The sequence below is a fragment of the Robiginitalea sediminis genome, assembly GCF_002198115.1.
GTDB lineage: Bacteria > Bacteroidota > Bacteroidia > Flavobacteriales > Flavobacteriaceae > Robiginitalea > Robiginitalea sediminis.
Window position 1 is genome coordinate 448,566 of record NZ_NGNR01000002.1, and the last position, 13,780, is coordinate 462,345.

Genomic DNA, 13,780 nt, shown 5'->3' on the forward strand with positions numbered 1-13,780 from the left:
CCTGTCTGATTTTTAAACTCAGAACCCGACCGCGGTATCATCTCCCCTGGGGTCGGCACCACCTTCCAGCCGTCCGTCCGGCAAGACCCTTATAGCATCCACTTTCCCGATAATGGGGGTCCGGTTTTCATTGATGTGGTACCCCAGGTTCCTCAGGCTGTCCTTCAGGGCATCTGAAAACCCTTCAGGTTCAAAAACAATCAGGTCCGGAAGCCACTGGTGGTGAAAACGCGGCGCACTAACCGCTTGTTGCATACTCTGCCCGAACTCATAGACGTTCAGGATGGTCTGGCTTACGGCTGTAATAATGGTAGAGCCGCCAGGGGTTCCCACCACCATCCAGAGTTTGCCATCCCGCTCCACGATGGTCGGGGTCATACTGCTGAGCATGCGTTTTTCCGGTGCAATACTGTTGGCCTCAGCACCTATCAGCCCAAACATGTTCGGCACCCCGGGTTTGGCGCTGAAATCGTCCATTTCATTATTGAGAAAAAACCCGAGGGGGGTACAATAGAGCTTGGAGCCATAGGCCCCGTTGAGGGTAGTGGTCGCAGATACTGCATTTCCCCATTGGTCCACAATGGAATAGTGGGTGGTTTCTTCGCTTTCCCGGAGCATGAGCTTTCCTTCACTGACCTGGTCGGATGGGGTGGCGGAATCGAAGGAGAAGGTTTTCATTCTTGCTTTTAAATATTCGGCATTCAGCAGCTCCTCCATGGGAATATCCACGAAATCAGGGTCCCCGAGGTAGTAGTTCCGGTCTGCGTAGGCCCGTCGGGCCGCCTCGGTAAAGAGCTGGATGCTCCGGGAGGTATGCTGCCCCATGGAGGCCAGGTCATAGGGTTCCATCATCCGGAGGATTTGCTGCATGGTAACCCCCCCGCTGCTGGGCGGCGCCATGGAAATCACCTTCAGGTCCTTATATTGGAACACAACCGGATCGCGCCAAACCGCCTGGTAGCGCGCCATGTCTTCCATGGTAATGTATCCGCCCCGCTCCTGAAGGAACCCCACCAGGGTCCTGGCGGTTTCGCCTTTGTAGAATTCATCCCGCCCGTTGTCTGAGATCCGTTGCAGGGTGCGGGCCAGGGCAGCATACCTGAGGGTATCGCCGGGCTGGCAATCGTTGGCAAAGAGAATGCTATCGCCGTTTACTTCTGCCATTACCTCAAAGTAACTCGCCAGCCTTTCGGCCTGTTTCTCCGTCACACGGACACCCCGCTCACACAGTTCAATGGTAGGGGCGAGAAGCTCGGACATGGGCAGGGACCCAAAGCGACGGTGCACCTCGAATATCCCGGCAATAGTTCCCGGTACACCCACTGCGGTAGCCCCTTTCCGGCTCAGATCCGGGACCGGGTTTCCCAGAGAGTCCAGGTACATGTCCTTGTGGGCAGCCAATGGGGCTTTCTCCCGGTAGTCGAGGCTCCCGGCTTCCCCATCTGCCGTACGGTACACCATAAAGCCACCCCCGCCAAGGTTGCCAGCAAATGGATAGGCACTGGCCAGGGCAATTTCGGTTGCCACCATAGCATCGAAGGCATTGCCGCCCTTACGCAGGACTTCCAAACCAATCCGGGAGGCTTCCTCCCGGGCAGAGACAACCATGGCCTTTTCGGCCACCACGCCGGTGGGGGCAGCCTCTGGCTGGCTGCAGGATACAAGAGTCATCAATGTCAGCACTATGCCGGGAAGCGCTGGTTTAAAGGAATGTCTGAAGATGCGGTACAGGTTCAAAGGAGTTTCAGTTTTTGACGCGAAAAGATAACCAATTCAGCAAAAAATGTTTCAAATTCCCCCTGGAATTTATCGTAGTGCAACCAGAGGTCTTCAATGGCCTTATGCATCCCGCTGCGGTGACGCGTGCGCCGGTTCATGCCTTCCAGGACCCGGGCAATCCCATCCATTTTCCCGTAGTTAACCAGCCAATTGTCCGAAACCATGTAGGGCATCATGCGCTGTACGGATTCCGGCAATTCCTGGAAGCGGGCCTCCAGCAGGTCATAAAAGCGATCCACGAAAAGGTCCAGGGGGACACGGTCGTATTCCCCGTTGTACGCCTCCCAGTTGCGCGCCAGGAAGTGGTCGTAGAAGATATCCACGATAACCCGGCTGTAATGCCCGTATTTGCCATGCAGGCGCTTGCTGCTCTGGCGGGTAACGGGATGAGTATCGGTAAAGGTGTCTATTTCGCGGTGCAGCAATACCCCTCTTTGTATGCCGGAGGGGAATTCCAGGTAGTCCTTTCCGCGGATGCTGTCCGCGATAAAATTCCCCAGGGTAACATCATCGTCCCCGAAGCTAAGGTATATATGTGCTAAAAAGTTCAATCCGTTGCAGCGCTCAGGGACTAAAGTACGAAAACATGCGTTAGACAGGGGAAGCCCTTATATTTGTCAAAACCAATTTCAGATGACCCTGATCAAATCCATTTCCGGAATCCGAGGTACCATAGGGGGTAGGCCCGGAGACAATCTCACCCCCCTGGACACTGTTAAATTTGCAGCGGCCTATGGCCAATGGCTGCGGGAAGAATGCGGCAAAGAGCGCCCCAGGGTTGTCATCGGGCGGGATGCCCGCCTTTCAGGGGAGATGATCCACCAACTGGTTGCACAAACCCTGGTAGGGATGGGGTTTGATATCATCGACCTGGGTCTTTCCACCACGCCTACCGTTGAATTGGCCGTGCCCGGCCAGCAGGCAGACGGGGGGATAATCCTCACCGCCAGCCATAACCCGAAGCAATGGAACGCCCTGAAATTATTGAACAACAAAGGAGAGTTCATAGATGCCCAGCAGGGGATGCGCATCCTGGAATCCGCAGAATCAGAAGACTTTTCTTTTGCAGAGGTGGACGACCTGGGTAAGATAACCCAACACGATGCCTACCTGGACCTCCATGTGGAAGAAGTCCTCGCCCTGGAACTGGTACAGGCGGAAACCATCCGCGCCAAAGGGTTTAAAGTAGTGGTAGACGGGGTATGTTCTACCGGGGGAATTGCAATTCCCAAGCTCCTGAAGGCCCTTGGGGTAGAAGTCGTGGAGTTGTATTGCGAGCCTACCGGGCATTTTCCCCATAACCCGGAGCCTCTCAAGGAGCACCTTACAGATATTTGTGCTAAGGTGGTTCAGGAGGGTGCCGACTTCGGTATTGTAGTGGACCCGGACGTAGATCGCCTGGCCTTTATCGACGAGAAAGGGGAGATGTTCGGAGAGGAATATACTCTTGTGGCCTGTGCGGATTATGTCCTGGGCAAGACGCCGGGCAATACGGTTTCCAACCTTTCGTCTACCCGGGCCTTGCGGGACGTTACCCAGTCTCATGGCGGGCAGTATTTTGCAGCCGCCGTGGGAGAAGTAAACGTGGTGGCGGTCATGAAAGCCCATAATGCGGTAATCGGGGGCGAAGGCAATGGGGGCATTATCTATCCGGCCAGCCATTACGGCCGTGATGCCCTGGTGGGCACGGCCCTTTTCCTTATGCTCCTCAGTGAAAGCGGACTCTCGGTAAGTGCCCTGAAGGCCGGGTATCCCCAATATTATATGAGCAAAAAGAAAATCGAGCTGACCCCGGGGCTGGACGTCGACGCGCTTTTGGCAACCCTTGCCGGAACCTATAAGGAGGAAGGGCCCAATACAGTGGATGGCGTTAAAATCGATTTTGATTCCGGCTGGGTGCACCTGCGTAAATCCAATACCGAACCCATCATACGGATCTATACCGAAGCCGGGTCCCAGCAGGAAGCAGATGCCCTGGCAGACCGGTTTATTGGGGAAATCAGGAACCTATCAGATCGCTGAGGATTCAGGCTCCAACCTGTTCTGTATCCTGGATACGCTCCAAAAGGGCATCCCAGAGGGCAATACGGGCGTCGAGGGCCCTAATAGCTGTTTCTTCTGCTTCCTGCCACTTCACGGCATCTGACCCGCACAGGGAAGTGACCATTTGCAGTGACAGGGGCCCATGGTGGTCTCCATCTACTTCTATGTGCCGGTTAAGGTAATATCGCATTTTACCAAAGGCTCCCTGCCCATCGTGCTCTGCCTTATTCAAGATGGCCAGGAACATATCCGGAATCAGATCTTCCCGCCCAAAGGTAAAGGCCGAAGCAATCCGATGCATCTCGCCTGTTTCTATTATACTGAAGGTAAACTGCACAAATCCGGCAATTCCCAGGTGGAGGGGCAATGCGTTTAGGGCAACATCCAAAGATTCCCCGACTCCCAACTTCAAGAGGAGGGTTTCAATCGGCCCGGTATCGGCACCCAATTCCCGCATGGCATCCAGATACATTTCAAAATGGCTCTGTACTTCCCCTTCGTCGTTTTCATCCGTTTCCTCACCCAGCACAATTTCATTGATAAATCGGGCGATTTGCGGGCTGGCCGGTGGCATCCAGGGGATACGATACCCAGTAAGGCCTATCTGAAGGGTTTTAAGCAAAGACATAAAATCCCAGACCGCAAAAACATGTCCTTCGGAAAACGTACGGACATGGTGCAGTTCTTTCAGCTGGGCATATAAGGGATGATCTTTAAGCAGTTGTTGCCTGGAATGAATTGCTTCCAGCAAGGACGACATAGGAGACATAACGGGGGAATTTGAGGCAAGGTATGGAACAACGTCCAGCACAGGCACATGTCGGGAATAGATTCTTCTTATACAACCTATGGAGCCTTCTATTTTGCCGGCTTTTTCCCCCTGTGTTTCCAGCGCTTATGGGTCCAGAAGTAATACTCCGGGGCCTCGCGGATTGCCTTCTCGGTTTCCCGGAAAAACGCATCGGTAATGGCGTAATCCGGGACTTTTGTGGGCTCCTCGGCCAGCAGGATACATTCCCCGTGGTACCTGCCCCGCCCCAATTTGGTTACCTTCAGGTAGACCACCGGGAGGTCCAGTTGTTTGCAGAGCATCTCCGCCCCTGTGTGGATTGGGACTTCAATCCCCATAAAAGGAGCCCAGTAATGGGCTTTTTTAAGCATGGGGGATTGGTCGATTAATATGCCATAAGTCGCAAGCTGACCCTCTTTCCTGTTTTGGGCCACAACATCCCGGGTTTGCTTGGTGGTAATCAGGGTCATGCCGAACTTGCCGCGAACATCCCTTACCCATCGGTCGAAATACGGGTTGTTGATGGGCTGGTAGATCCCAAAGCCCCGGGAGCGTATGTGCCGGTCAAGGATAATAGCCCATTCCCAACTGGCGTAATGGGGAAATACAATCATCATGCTCTTTCCTTCATCTTCTAGGCGCCGGATGAGTTCCAGGTTGGAAAAGGTGAAGCGCTTCATGATTTGTTCCGGTTTCATCCCCATGGTTTTTGCCATTTCCAGGAACATGTCGCACAGGTGCCGATAAAACTTCCGTTCAATTTCCCTGCGTCGCTTTTCGGGCACTTCCGGGAAAACCAGGCGCAGGTTGTCCCGTACGACTTTACGCCGATAGCCCACCAGGTGATATACCAGGAAATACACCCCGTTGGACAGACCGTACAAGAGGGGTAAGGGGAGGCGGGAAACCAACCAGATTAAAGGGTAGGAGAGGAGGAAAACGGCTTTGTGCATGCGCTCTGATCTGGGCAAATATAGCTATATTTGGCCCTATTGTCTACCTCCATGAATTTGCATTTAGCCACGATTATTCTTATTGCTGCCAATGTACTTGTGAGCCTTAAGGGCTTCAACGATTACGGTTTTTTCGAAAGGTACAAGTTCAATATCAGCGCCATTCGGGCAGGGCAGCGGGACCGCGCCCTCACCTCCGGGTTTCTCCACGTAGACATTGCCCACCTTTTCCTGAATATGTTCACCCTGTATTTTTTTGCAGATGTGGTTATCAGCTGGTTTGGGCCCTCCCGGTTTTTAATCCTGTATTTCCTGAGTTTGCTGGCCGGTAGTATGCTGGCCCTCTACTTTCACCGCAATGAACCGTATTACAGTGCGGTGGGCGCCAGTGGTGCCGTAACCGGGATATTGTATTCTGCCATCCTGTTGCAGCCCGATATGCGGTTGGCCCTCATGTTTATCCCCATTCCGTTTCCGGCCTATGTGCTGGGGATCGCGTATCTGCTCTACTCTATTTACGGGATGAAAAGCCGCCAGGGCAACATCGGGCATTCCGCCCACTTCGGGGGCGCCGTGGGAGGATTCGTCATTACCCTCCTCTTCAAGCCGGATATCATAACTTCCCATCCGGTTATGGTCCTGCTGCTGGCCGTGCCCATTATCCTGCTTTTTGTGTTGCAGAAAACCGGGCGTATCTGATTATTTTTAACAGTTTTTGCCTTTAAATCCGACTTGGATATACGAATCAGGGACTCTGGGCGTTAGGTCTTTACCGAATCACCATTAACCTGATTATGAAATTCCAACAGCTAAGGTATGCCCTTATAGGGGCATTAGTACTCAACGCCTGTAGCGATGAGACCACGATTTACCAGGATAAGCTCCAGGATGAAGTATTTCTGGAAAACAGTTCAGCCGTGCTGGATGGGGCCGTTTCTTTCGGCACCTCCGGGGTGCTGGATATCTTCGATGAAAATGGAGTCTCCGGCAAGGCCGCAGACGTGGCCGGCGATTACCCCCTGACCCTGGTAGCCTCTGTTTCCCCTCCCTCGTACAGGAGCGGGGACAACCTGACGGCTTCCCATGTGCAACTCGATGGTAATTATGCCTATGTAGCCTATAATACTGTAGGGGAAGACTATTATGGCGCAATCGACATCGTCAATATTTCCGATCCCCATAACCCCAGGGTTACTTCCCGACTCTTCTACCTGAACGCAGATGTAAATGCCCTTAAGTACGAGAACGGTTATATCTATGCCGTAGGAGGTGTAAATGCCGAAACTTCTGTAACCGCCACCGCAAACTCCTTCCTGGCCCGGATCCCGGCCTCGGGCGGACGCCTGAGTACCGACGGAATCCTATATGGTTTCCAGGAGGGATATAACGCCACCGATGTGCTGGTACAGGCAGACCGGATCCTGGTGAGCAGCGGGAAGGAAGGGAGTATAACCGCCTATTCCAAAACAGACCTTACCAAACTCGGGGAAACCTTTGTGGCCGATGCCCGTTCCATGGCGGCTACCGATGCCGGCTTTGCGGTGCTCGATGCGGGCAGCGGGGTTCGGCTCCTCCAGCAGGATTTTACCGAAACCTCCCTGGTGCCTGTCACTACAGACCTGGGTCTGGCAACCAAGAAAACCCTGGACATCCAGCAAGGCAGGATCATGGTAGCAGAAGCTGCACAGGGTGCCGGCATATATGATGCCGCCACCGGGAACCTACTGGAATATCTTCCCATCCCTATTCATCCGGATGGTACGGACCAGGCCGATGTGGTCACCAACGCCGTGGTGGCTAACGAGGAAGCCGTATTTATGGCCAACGGTGGGGCCGGGATGTGTCTTTCGGCCTTTGAAGGGGACCAGACCCGCCTTGTAGGGATCATAGAGCTCCAGGGCTCGGTAAACTATGTGGCCTCCCGGGACGATTATGTTTTTGCGGCCACAGGAGAAGGCGGGCTGCAGGTCATCCGCATCCACCGGCCATCCGAAAGCCTGGCCGGAGCCTGCGAAGGGCTGCCGGAATACGACGGCAGTTCCAAAATGATCGTCAACAGCGGGCAAAGTGCAGCCTTCAGCGGCGCCAAGCGCCTCAACAATATGAATATCGGGGGAGAACTGCTCCTATGTGGGGCATGGACTGTATCTAACAGCGTAAATCTCCAGCCTGGCGGGCATTTCGACCTCTTTGGCACCCTGGCCGTTGGGCGGTTTACCCGCAGGCGGAACATAACAGTCAATGAAGGCGCCGTACTGCGCATAGAGGGGGATGTCACCATTTACGGAGATCTCATACTCAATGACGGGGCCACCCTGGAATTCCTGGGTGAGGATTCCGCCATCGATATTTTCGGGCAGGTGAAGGTACTCGGGGAGGTTACCATTAATGGGAACTTCCGCGATGTACGGAACAAGTTCTGAAGCGAGTAATGGAAGGATAAAAGAAAAACCGCGGGTCTTCCCGCGGTTTTTTTTATTCAGGGTAGCAATTCGGCTACTTTCGCTCCCAGGGCAGGACCCCTCAGGTTTTTGGCGATAATCACCCCGTTTTCATCCAGCAGGAAACTGGCGGGGATAGCGCGAATGCCGTACAATTGGGCGATGGGCCCGTTGAAGTATTGCAGGTTGGAAATCTGGGGCCAAACCAGGCCGTCTTTGGCAATGGCTTCTTTCCACTGGGTTTCATTCCGGTCCAGGGAAATCCCCACTACCTGAAACCCTTTGTCTTTATACTGGTTATACACCTGCACGATATTCGGGTTTTCGGCCCGGCATGGCCTGCACCACCCAGCCCAGAAATCGACCAGGGTTACCTTGCCCAGGCTTCCTTTAAGGCTGAGGGTTTCGCCATCGGGCGAAGGTCCGCTGAAATCAGGAGCCGTAGCGCCAATGGCAGTAGTTTCCACGCGTGCAATAACCTCGGCCAGCGTTCGGGCATGGTGGGTTTCTTTGATTGAGGGGTCCAGGGCTGCGTATAACGATTTGATTTCCTGGACCGGGGTAAGTTCCCCCTCCAAAAGCCGGTTTAGGATCAGGACAGAAATAAGGGCTTCCGGGTGGCTGGCTACAAAATCCTGTTCAAAGGCCAACTGCCGGTCCTGAAGTTCGAAGTATTCGTCCCGCAGTGCCGTGATAATGGCGGAGTCATTCTGTTGTACGGCTGCATTCAGGTCCTGATTCATGGACATGCGGCGTAAAGACATCTCCCGTGCCTCTGAAAGGAATTCGGAGTAGGCCTCGTTCTGTGGGGTCCCCGAGACGCGTGCCAGGCTGAGGCTGTCTACGTGGCCGCGGAGCTCCACGCTGCCTTTCTCCAGGACGAGGGGGACGGGACTCCTGCTGCCTTCCACAAAAACGTAGTACAATTCGGGTTGTTCAATGGCGCCTTCGAAGCTAAAGGTACCTCCCTGAATAGCTGTGGTATCTACATCCACAGTCTGCAGGTTTTCGTCACTCCGGCGCAGGAAAACCCGTTTGCCGTCCTCTATCTCCCCGGAAAGTGTTCCGCTGATGCGATATCCGTCGGTAGTGCCCTCCCCACAGGATGCCAGAAGGACGAGTGAGGCCAGAAGGCCAAATGCACGTTTCATAAAATCGAATTTACGAGTGTAAAGGTAGGTAGTTCGTCAAGAACGAAAAAGCCCCGGAATCTTCCGGGGCTCATTTTACTTTTGATTTTCTTAAAACTGGTATCGGACCCCGAGGGCTATATCGAAGTCGAAATTATCCGAAAAACCATCGTAGCCGATAAGGCCTATTTCCGGCCTGAAATCCAGGGAAAGCAGAAGGGGGATGTCGAAGTTGTATTCGATCCCGATGTCCCCGGCTCCGAATACAAAGAGTCCTCCGTCCTCGTCGGTAAAGCCCGGGTCGAAGTCTACGCTGCCCAGGCCGCCGCCCACGCCGTAATACCAATTGAAGTTACCGTCTAACTGGTGTACCCACTGGTATACCCCGGTGAGCTTGAAGGCATCGAAATTCCGGGAATCGCGCCAGCCAAGGTTGGCTTCCACCCGGTTATAGCGTGCGATGGATTTCTGGTAGGAGATTTCGGCCCCGAAGCCGTCGCTGTCTCCCAGCCTCAGGCCCAGGGCGTGGTCTGCGATATCCTGGGCCAAAAGCCCGGATGCCGTAAACATAAACAGGATGGTGAAAATTCGGATCAGTTTCATATATGTCTGTTTTAGGGTGAAACAAAAATAGGCAGAAGTCCTCCTACTGCCCGCTAATAAAAACTTAAATTAGCCCCTAAAATTGTCCGTTTGGAAATAAATCTGCTCCGGGAGCTTTCGGCCTCCCTGTCCGGGGAACTTTACTGGGATAACCTGCATAAAGGGCTGTACGCCACAGATGCCTCTGTATACCGTATGGTTCCCACGGCGGTGGCTTACCCAAAGGATGAAAAGGACCTGAAGGCCCTGATTGCTTTCGCAGACCGCTATGGCACCAGCCTTATTCCGCGTACAGCGGGTACTTCCCTTGCAGGCCAATGCGTGGGGGAGGGTATAGTGGTTGATGTTTCCCGCCACTTTACCCGGATCCTGGACATCGATGCAGCACACCGTCGGGTCCGGGTACAGCCCGGGGTAGTGCGGGACGAACTCAATGCCGCCCTGGAGCCGTACGGGCTGTTTTTCGGACCCAACACTTCCACCTCCAACCGATGCATGATTGGCGGGATGGTTGGCAATAACTCCAGCGGGACCACTTCCATCCGTTACGGGGTAACCCGGGATAAGGTAATCGGCCTGAAGGTGCTGCTGGCGGACGGAAGCACCGTGGAAACCGGGCCTCTGAACCAGACGGAATTTGAAGAAAAATGCAAAGGTTCCAGTTTTGAATCTACTATTTACAAAACTTTACATAAAGAGCTTTCCAACAGAGATATACGGGAAGAAATAAGAAGAGAATTCCCCGAGGCCGACATCCACCGACGCAATACGGGTTACGCCGTGGATGCCCTTTTGGAGGCCAGCATTTTCGGGGGAGGGCAGGACACCCTGAACCTCTCGTCCCTGTTGTGCGGAAGCGAGGGCACTCTGGCCCTGACCACGGAAATTACCCTGGCCCTCGACCCCATACCGCCTAAACACGCAGCCATGGTGGTTCCCCACTATGAGACCCTCGAAAAAAGCCTGGCCGATGTAGTCCCCGCCATGGAGCACCCCCTGTATCTGTGTGAGATGATGGACAAGGTGATCCTGGATTGTACGCGGAATAACCGGGAACAACTCGAAAACCGGTTTTTTGTGGAAGGGGATCCCGCAGCCCTGCTCATGATGGAGGTACGGGCCGATTCCCCGGAGGTGCTGGAGCAGGAAGTAGGTTCTTTGCTCGCTACCCTGGAGAAAAGCGGGATGTCCTATGCCGCCCCTGTCCTCAGGGGGGATGACATCCGCAAAGCGGTGGACCTGCGCAAGGCAGGGCTGGGCCTGCTAGGCAATATGGTTGGGGACCGGAAAGCGGTGGCATGCATAGAGGATACGGCTGTGGCCCTTCCTAAACTCAAAGATTTTATAGGGGAATTTACCCGGATCATGGAGGGTTACGGGCAACAAGCCGTGTATTACGCGCATGCCGGGGCAGGGGAGCTGCACCTCAGACCCATCCTGAACCTCAAGGATTCGGAAGATGTCCGCCTTTTCCGGGCCATTACCACAGATGTGGCACACCTGACCAAGAAGTACAAAGGCTCCTTCAGCGGGGAACACGGCGATGGGATCGTCCGGGCCGAATTTATCCCGCTAATGATCGGGGAGGCCAATTATCAGTTACTCAGACGGATCAAGACGGCCTTCGACCCGAAAGGGATTTTCAACCCGCATAAAATCGTAGATGCCTATCCCATGGACCGCTCTCTCAGGTATGAGCCCGATCGGGAAGAACCGGAGATAGAAACCCTCCTGGATTTTTCCGACAGCCAGGGCATCCTTAGGGCGGCCGAGAAGTGCAATGGCAGCGGAGATTGCCGCAAATCTCATACCATGTCCGGTGCCATGTGTCCGAGTTATCAGGCCACCAGGAGGGAAAAGGACACCACCCGGGGCAGGGCCAATACACTTCGGGAAATGCTGGCAGACCCGGGCAAGGCCAACCGGTTCGACCGGCAGGAGCTCAAAGAGGTATTCGACCTTTGCCTCAGTTGTAAGGCCTGTGCCAGGGAATGCCCCAGCAATGTGGATGTTGCAACGCTCAAGGCGGAATTCACCTACCAATACCAGAAGGCCAATGGCGCCTCCCTGCGCAGCAGACTTTTTGCCTATAACACACGGATCAACGCCCTCAACAGCCGGATGGCGCCCCTGGTGAACCCCTTACTCCGAAGTCGACTGGTGGGCGGCCTTCTGAAAAAGGGACTTGGGGTAGCGCGTGAGAGGAGTCTTCCTGAAGTAACTCGTTTTAGTTTTGATAAGGCCCTGGACCGCCTTCGTAAAAATCACCCGCCCTCCGGCCGCCCGGTAGCCCTGTTTATCGATGAGTTTACCCGGTACCTGGATACCAGCCAGGGACGGGATGCCATGGAGTTGCTGCTCCGCCTGGGGTACGATGTGCAGCTGTTGTTCGCTGAAAGCGGGCGCACTTTTATCTCCAAAGGCTTCCTCAAACAGGCCCAAGAATTGGCGCACAGGAACAAGTCTGAACTGCTGGCCCTTGCACAAAACGATATCCCTTTGCTGGGGTTGGAGCCCTCGGCCATCCTGACTTTCCGGGATGAATACCAAAGGTTTGGGTTACCTGCCAAGGATGCAGCAGCTATTGCATCCAACGCATTTCTCATTGAGGAGTTCCTGGCCGGAGAAGCAGCTGCTGGACATATTACACGGGAAATGTTTACCCGCCAGGCCCGGGAGGTGAAAATCCACAACCATTGTTACCAGAAAGCCCTTTCTAACCAAAAGGTAACTTTTGATATCCTCAATTTGCCGGAGAACTACACCGTGAGTATTATCCCTTCCGGGTGTTGCGGGATGGCCGGGTCTTTTGGCTACGAGAAAGAGCACTATGAGGTCAGTATGCAGGTAGGACGCCTCAAACTCTTCCCCGCCGTGGAAGGTACTGCTCCCGAGGTACGCTTGGCCGCCAACGGCACCAGTTGCCGGCACCAGATTTTCGATGGTACGGGCAGGAAGGCCCAGCACCCGGTAACCCTTTTACTGGAAGCCCTGGCCCTCTAAACCGTCTTTGGCTTTCTCCTGTTTCTGAGATCCTTTCGGATCCATAATGGAGTTCATAAGGGCATTGAAATCCATTTCCTTGAGCGCCTCATCGGCAAAGAAGGGGGAAAGTTTGTCCTCCTGGTACCGGTAAAGCTTCCACCGGTTAAAGGCAAACTCAAGTGCCGTGAGGTTTTCCACCCAATCCCCGGAGTTCAGGTACAGGCATCTGCCCTTAGGGGTTTCTGACCATTCTTTCCTGGGCTGATGGGTGTGGCCGCAAACCACATAGGTGTACCCTTTTCTAAGGGCAAGGTCCACGGCGGTTTGCTGAAATTCCTGCGCCTTCGCCCGGTTGGAATCCGTGGTGCGCAGCAGCCGGGCCAGGGAATGGGGATTTTTGCCCAGCTTTTTCCGCAGGCGGTTTAGCAGCCGGTTCATCCAGGCGGAGCACCGGTATCCAAAACTCCCCAGGCGCGACATCCACCGGGTTTTTTGTGGGGACCAATCGAAAATATCCCCGTGAAATATCCAGGCTTTGCAGCCATTGAGGTTTAAAACCAGGCGATCCCTGACCTGGAAGTTCCCCATACGGCTCCCGATGAATTTTCGGATTACCCCGTCCCGGTTACCGGTAAGATAGTACACCTGGGTTCCCGATGCCGCCATACTCATGAACTTCTTGAGGACTTTTACGTGGGCAGGGGGAAAAAAGTCCCTGTTCAGGTTCCAGGCATCCACAATATCGCCATTGAGTACCAGAGTAGCCGGCTCAATGCTGCTCAGGTAGGCAATAAGCTCTTCGGCCCTGCACTGGGGAGTACCCAGGTGGACATCCGAAATGACGGCAACATCGATTTTTCTTTTTTTCAAAGCGCTTGCGGTATAGGGCAAAATTAGAACGCCCGGTATAAATGCTGGTTTCCGCCAAATCAAGAATCGAATATCATTAAGTTAAGGGAGGTTTAAGGGAAAACAGTACAGTGTTAAGCCAATATTATTTGCGGTCTTTTGGCAAGCAGCAGACGAAAAAGTACCTTTGGGGCAGACGCGCAGGGG

The 13,780-nt window shown here is 54.1% G+C and carries 11 protein-coding genes; 4 read left to right on the forward strand and 7 right to left on the reverse strand.

Going from position 1 to position 13,780, the window contains the following annotated elements; translation table 11 throughout:
* Positions 1-18 precede the first annotated feature (18 nt).
* Positions 19-1,671 carry a gamma-glutamyltransferase gene (gene ggt, locus CA832_RS08190; protein WP_088341091.1) on the reverse strand — a complete coding sequence of 551 codons (1,653 nt, stop codon included), beginning with the start codon at positions 1,669-1,671 and terminating at the stop codon, positions 19-21.
* A 62-nt stretch (positions 1,672-1,733) separates the two neighbouring features.
* Positions 1,734-2,330 carry an acyl carrier protein phosphodiesterase gene (locus CA832_RS08195; RefSeq protein WP_088341092.1) on the reverse strand — a complete coding sequence of 199 codons (597 nt, stop codon included), beginning with the start codon at positions 2,328-2,330 and terminating at the stop codon, positions 1,734-1,736.
* A gap of 82 nt (positions 2,331-2,412) precedes the next feature.
* On the opposite strand from CA832_RS08195, the gene glmM reads away from it, so the two are divergent.
* A complete protein-coding gene (gene glmM / locus CA832_RS08200; RefSeq protein WP_088341093.1) occupies positions 2,413-3,801 on the forward strand; it encodes a phosphoglucosamine mutase in 1,389 nt (462 codons plus the stop codon).
* Positions 3,802-3,805: 4 nt separating this feature from the next.
* On the opposite strand, the gene CA832_RS08205 is transcribed toward glmM, so the two are convergent.
* Together CA832_RS08205 and CA832_RS08210 are read right to left on the reverse strand one after the other, a co-directional pair.
* A complete protein-coding gene (locus tag CA832_RS08205; protein WP_088341094.1) occupies positions 3,806-4,591 on the reverse strand; it encodes a DUF3050 domain-containing protein in 786 nt (261 codons plus the stop codon).
* 89 nt (positions 4,592-4,680) lie between these two features.
* A complete protein-coding gene (locus CA832_RS08210) occupies positions 4,681-5,565 on the reverse strand; it encodes a lysophospholipid acyltransferase family protein (protein WP_088341095.1) in 885 nt (294 codons plus the stop codon).
* A gap of 51 nt (positions 5,566-5,616) precedes the next feature.
* On the opposite strand from CA832_RS08210, the gene CA832_RS08215 reads away from it, so the two are divergent.
* Together CA832_RS08215 and CA832_RS08220 are read left to right on the forward strand one after the other, a co-directional pair.
* Positions 5,617-6,264: a rhomboid family intramembrane serine protease gene (locus CA832_RS08215; RefSeq protein WP_088341096.1), complete on the forward strand. Its 648-nt coding sequence runs from the start codon at positions 5,617-5,619 to the stop codon at positions 6,262-6,264.
* Between the two features lie 95 nt (positions 6,265-6,359).
* Positions 6,360-7,988 carry an LVIVD repeat-containing protein gene (locus CA832_RS08220; protein ID WP_088341097.1) on the forward strand — a complete coding sequence of 543 codons (1,629 nt, stop codon included), beginning with the start codon at positions 6,360-6,362 and terminating at the stop codon, positions 7,986-7,988.
* A 56-nt stretch (positions 7,989-8,044) separates the two neighbouring features.
* Here CA832_RS08220 and CA832_RS08225 read toward each other — a convergent pair whose 3' ends face one another.
* Both CA832_RS08225 and CA832_RS08230 read right to left on the reverse strand, forming a co-directional pair.
* The gene (locus CA832_RS08225) at positions 8,045-9,157 is read right to left on the reverse strand and encodes a TlpA disulfide reductase family protein (RefSeq protein ID WP_088341098.1); all 1,113 of its coding nucleotides are present in this window, start codon (positions 9,155-9,157) and stop codon (positions 8,045-8,047) included.
* A 90-nt stretch (positions 9,158-9,247) separates the two neighbouring features.
* Positions 9,248-9,739 carry a hypothetical protein gene (locus tag CA832_RS08230; RefSeq protein WP_088341099.1) on the reverse strand — a complete coding sequence of 164 codons (492 nt, stop codon included), beginning with the start codon at positions 9,737-9,739 and terminating at the stop codon, positions 9,248-9,250.
* A gap of 90 nt (positions 9,740-9,829) precedes the next feature.
* Between CA832_RS08230 and CA832_RS08235 the strand changes: the two genes are divergently transcribed.
* Positions 9,830-12,742 (forward strand): FAD-binding and (Fe-S)-binding domain-containing protein, encoded by a 2,913-nt coding sequence (locus CA832_RS08235; protein ID WP_088341100.1) that lies wholly within the window; start codon positions 9,830-9,832, stop codon positions 12,740-12,742.
* On the opposite strand, the gene CA832_RS08240 is transcribed toward CA832_RS08235, so the two are convergent.
* Positions 12,719-13,594: a UDP-2,3-diacylglucosamine diphosphatase gene (locus CA832_RS08240; RefSeq protein ID WP_088341101.1), complete on the reverse strand. Its 876-nt coding sequence runs from the start codon at positions 13,592-13,594 to the stop codon at positions 12,719-12,721. The two genes, CA832_RS08235 and CA832_RS08240, sit on opposite strands and share 24 nt — an antisense overlap.
* Positions 13,595-13,780: the final 186 nt, after the last annotated feature.

What these genes read in the sequence shown, in the direction of transcription:
- ggt (WP_088341091.1), bottom strand. Translation starts at nt 1,671, where the DNA reads ATGACTCTTGTATCCTGCAGCCAGCCAGAGGCTGCCCCCACCGGCGTG.
- glmM (WP_088341093.1), top strand. Translation starts at nt 2,413, where the DNA reads ATGACCCTGATCAAATCCATTTCCGGAATCCGAGGTACCATAGGGGGT.
- CA832_RS08205 (WP_088341094.1), bottom strand. Translation starts at nt 4,591, where the DNA reads ATGTCTCCTATGTCGTCCTTGCTGGAAGCAATTCATTCCAGGCAACAA.
- CA832_RS08210 (WP_088341095.1), bottom strand. Translation starts at nt 5,565, where the DNA reads ATGCACAAAGCCGTTTTCCTCCTCTCCTACCCTTTAATCTGGTTGGTT.
- CA832_RS08215 (WP_088341096.1), top strand. Translation starts at nt 5,617, where the DNA reads ATGAATTTGCATTTAGCCACGATTATTCTTATTGCTGCCAATGTACTT.
- CA832_RS08220 (WP_088341097.1), top strand. Translation starts at nt 6,360, where the DNA reads ATGAAATTCCAACAGCTAAGGTATGCCCTTATAGGGGCATTAGTACTC.
- CA832_RS08225 (WP_088341098.1), bottom strand. Translation starts at nt 9,157, where the DNA reads ATGAAACGTGCATTTGGCCTTCTGGCCTCACTCGTCCTTCTGGCATCC.
- CA832_RS08230 (WP_088341099.1), bottom strand. Translation starts at nt 9,739, where the DNA reads ATGAAACTGATCCGAATTTTCACCATCCTGTTTATGTTTACGGCATCC.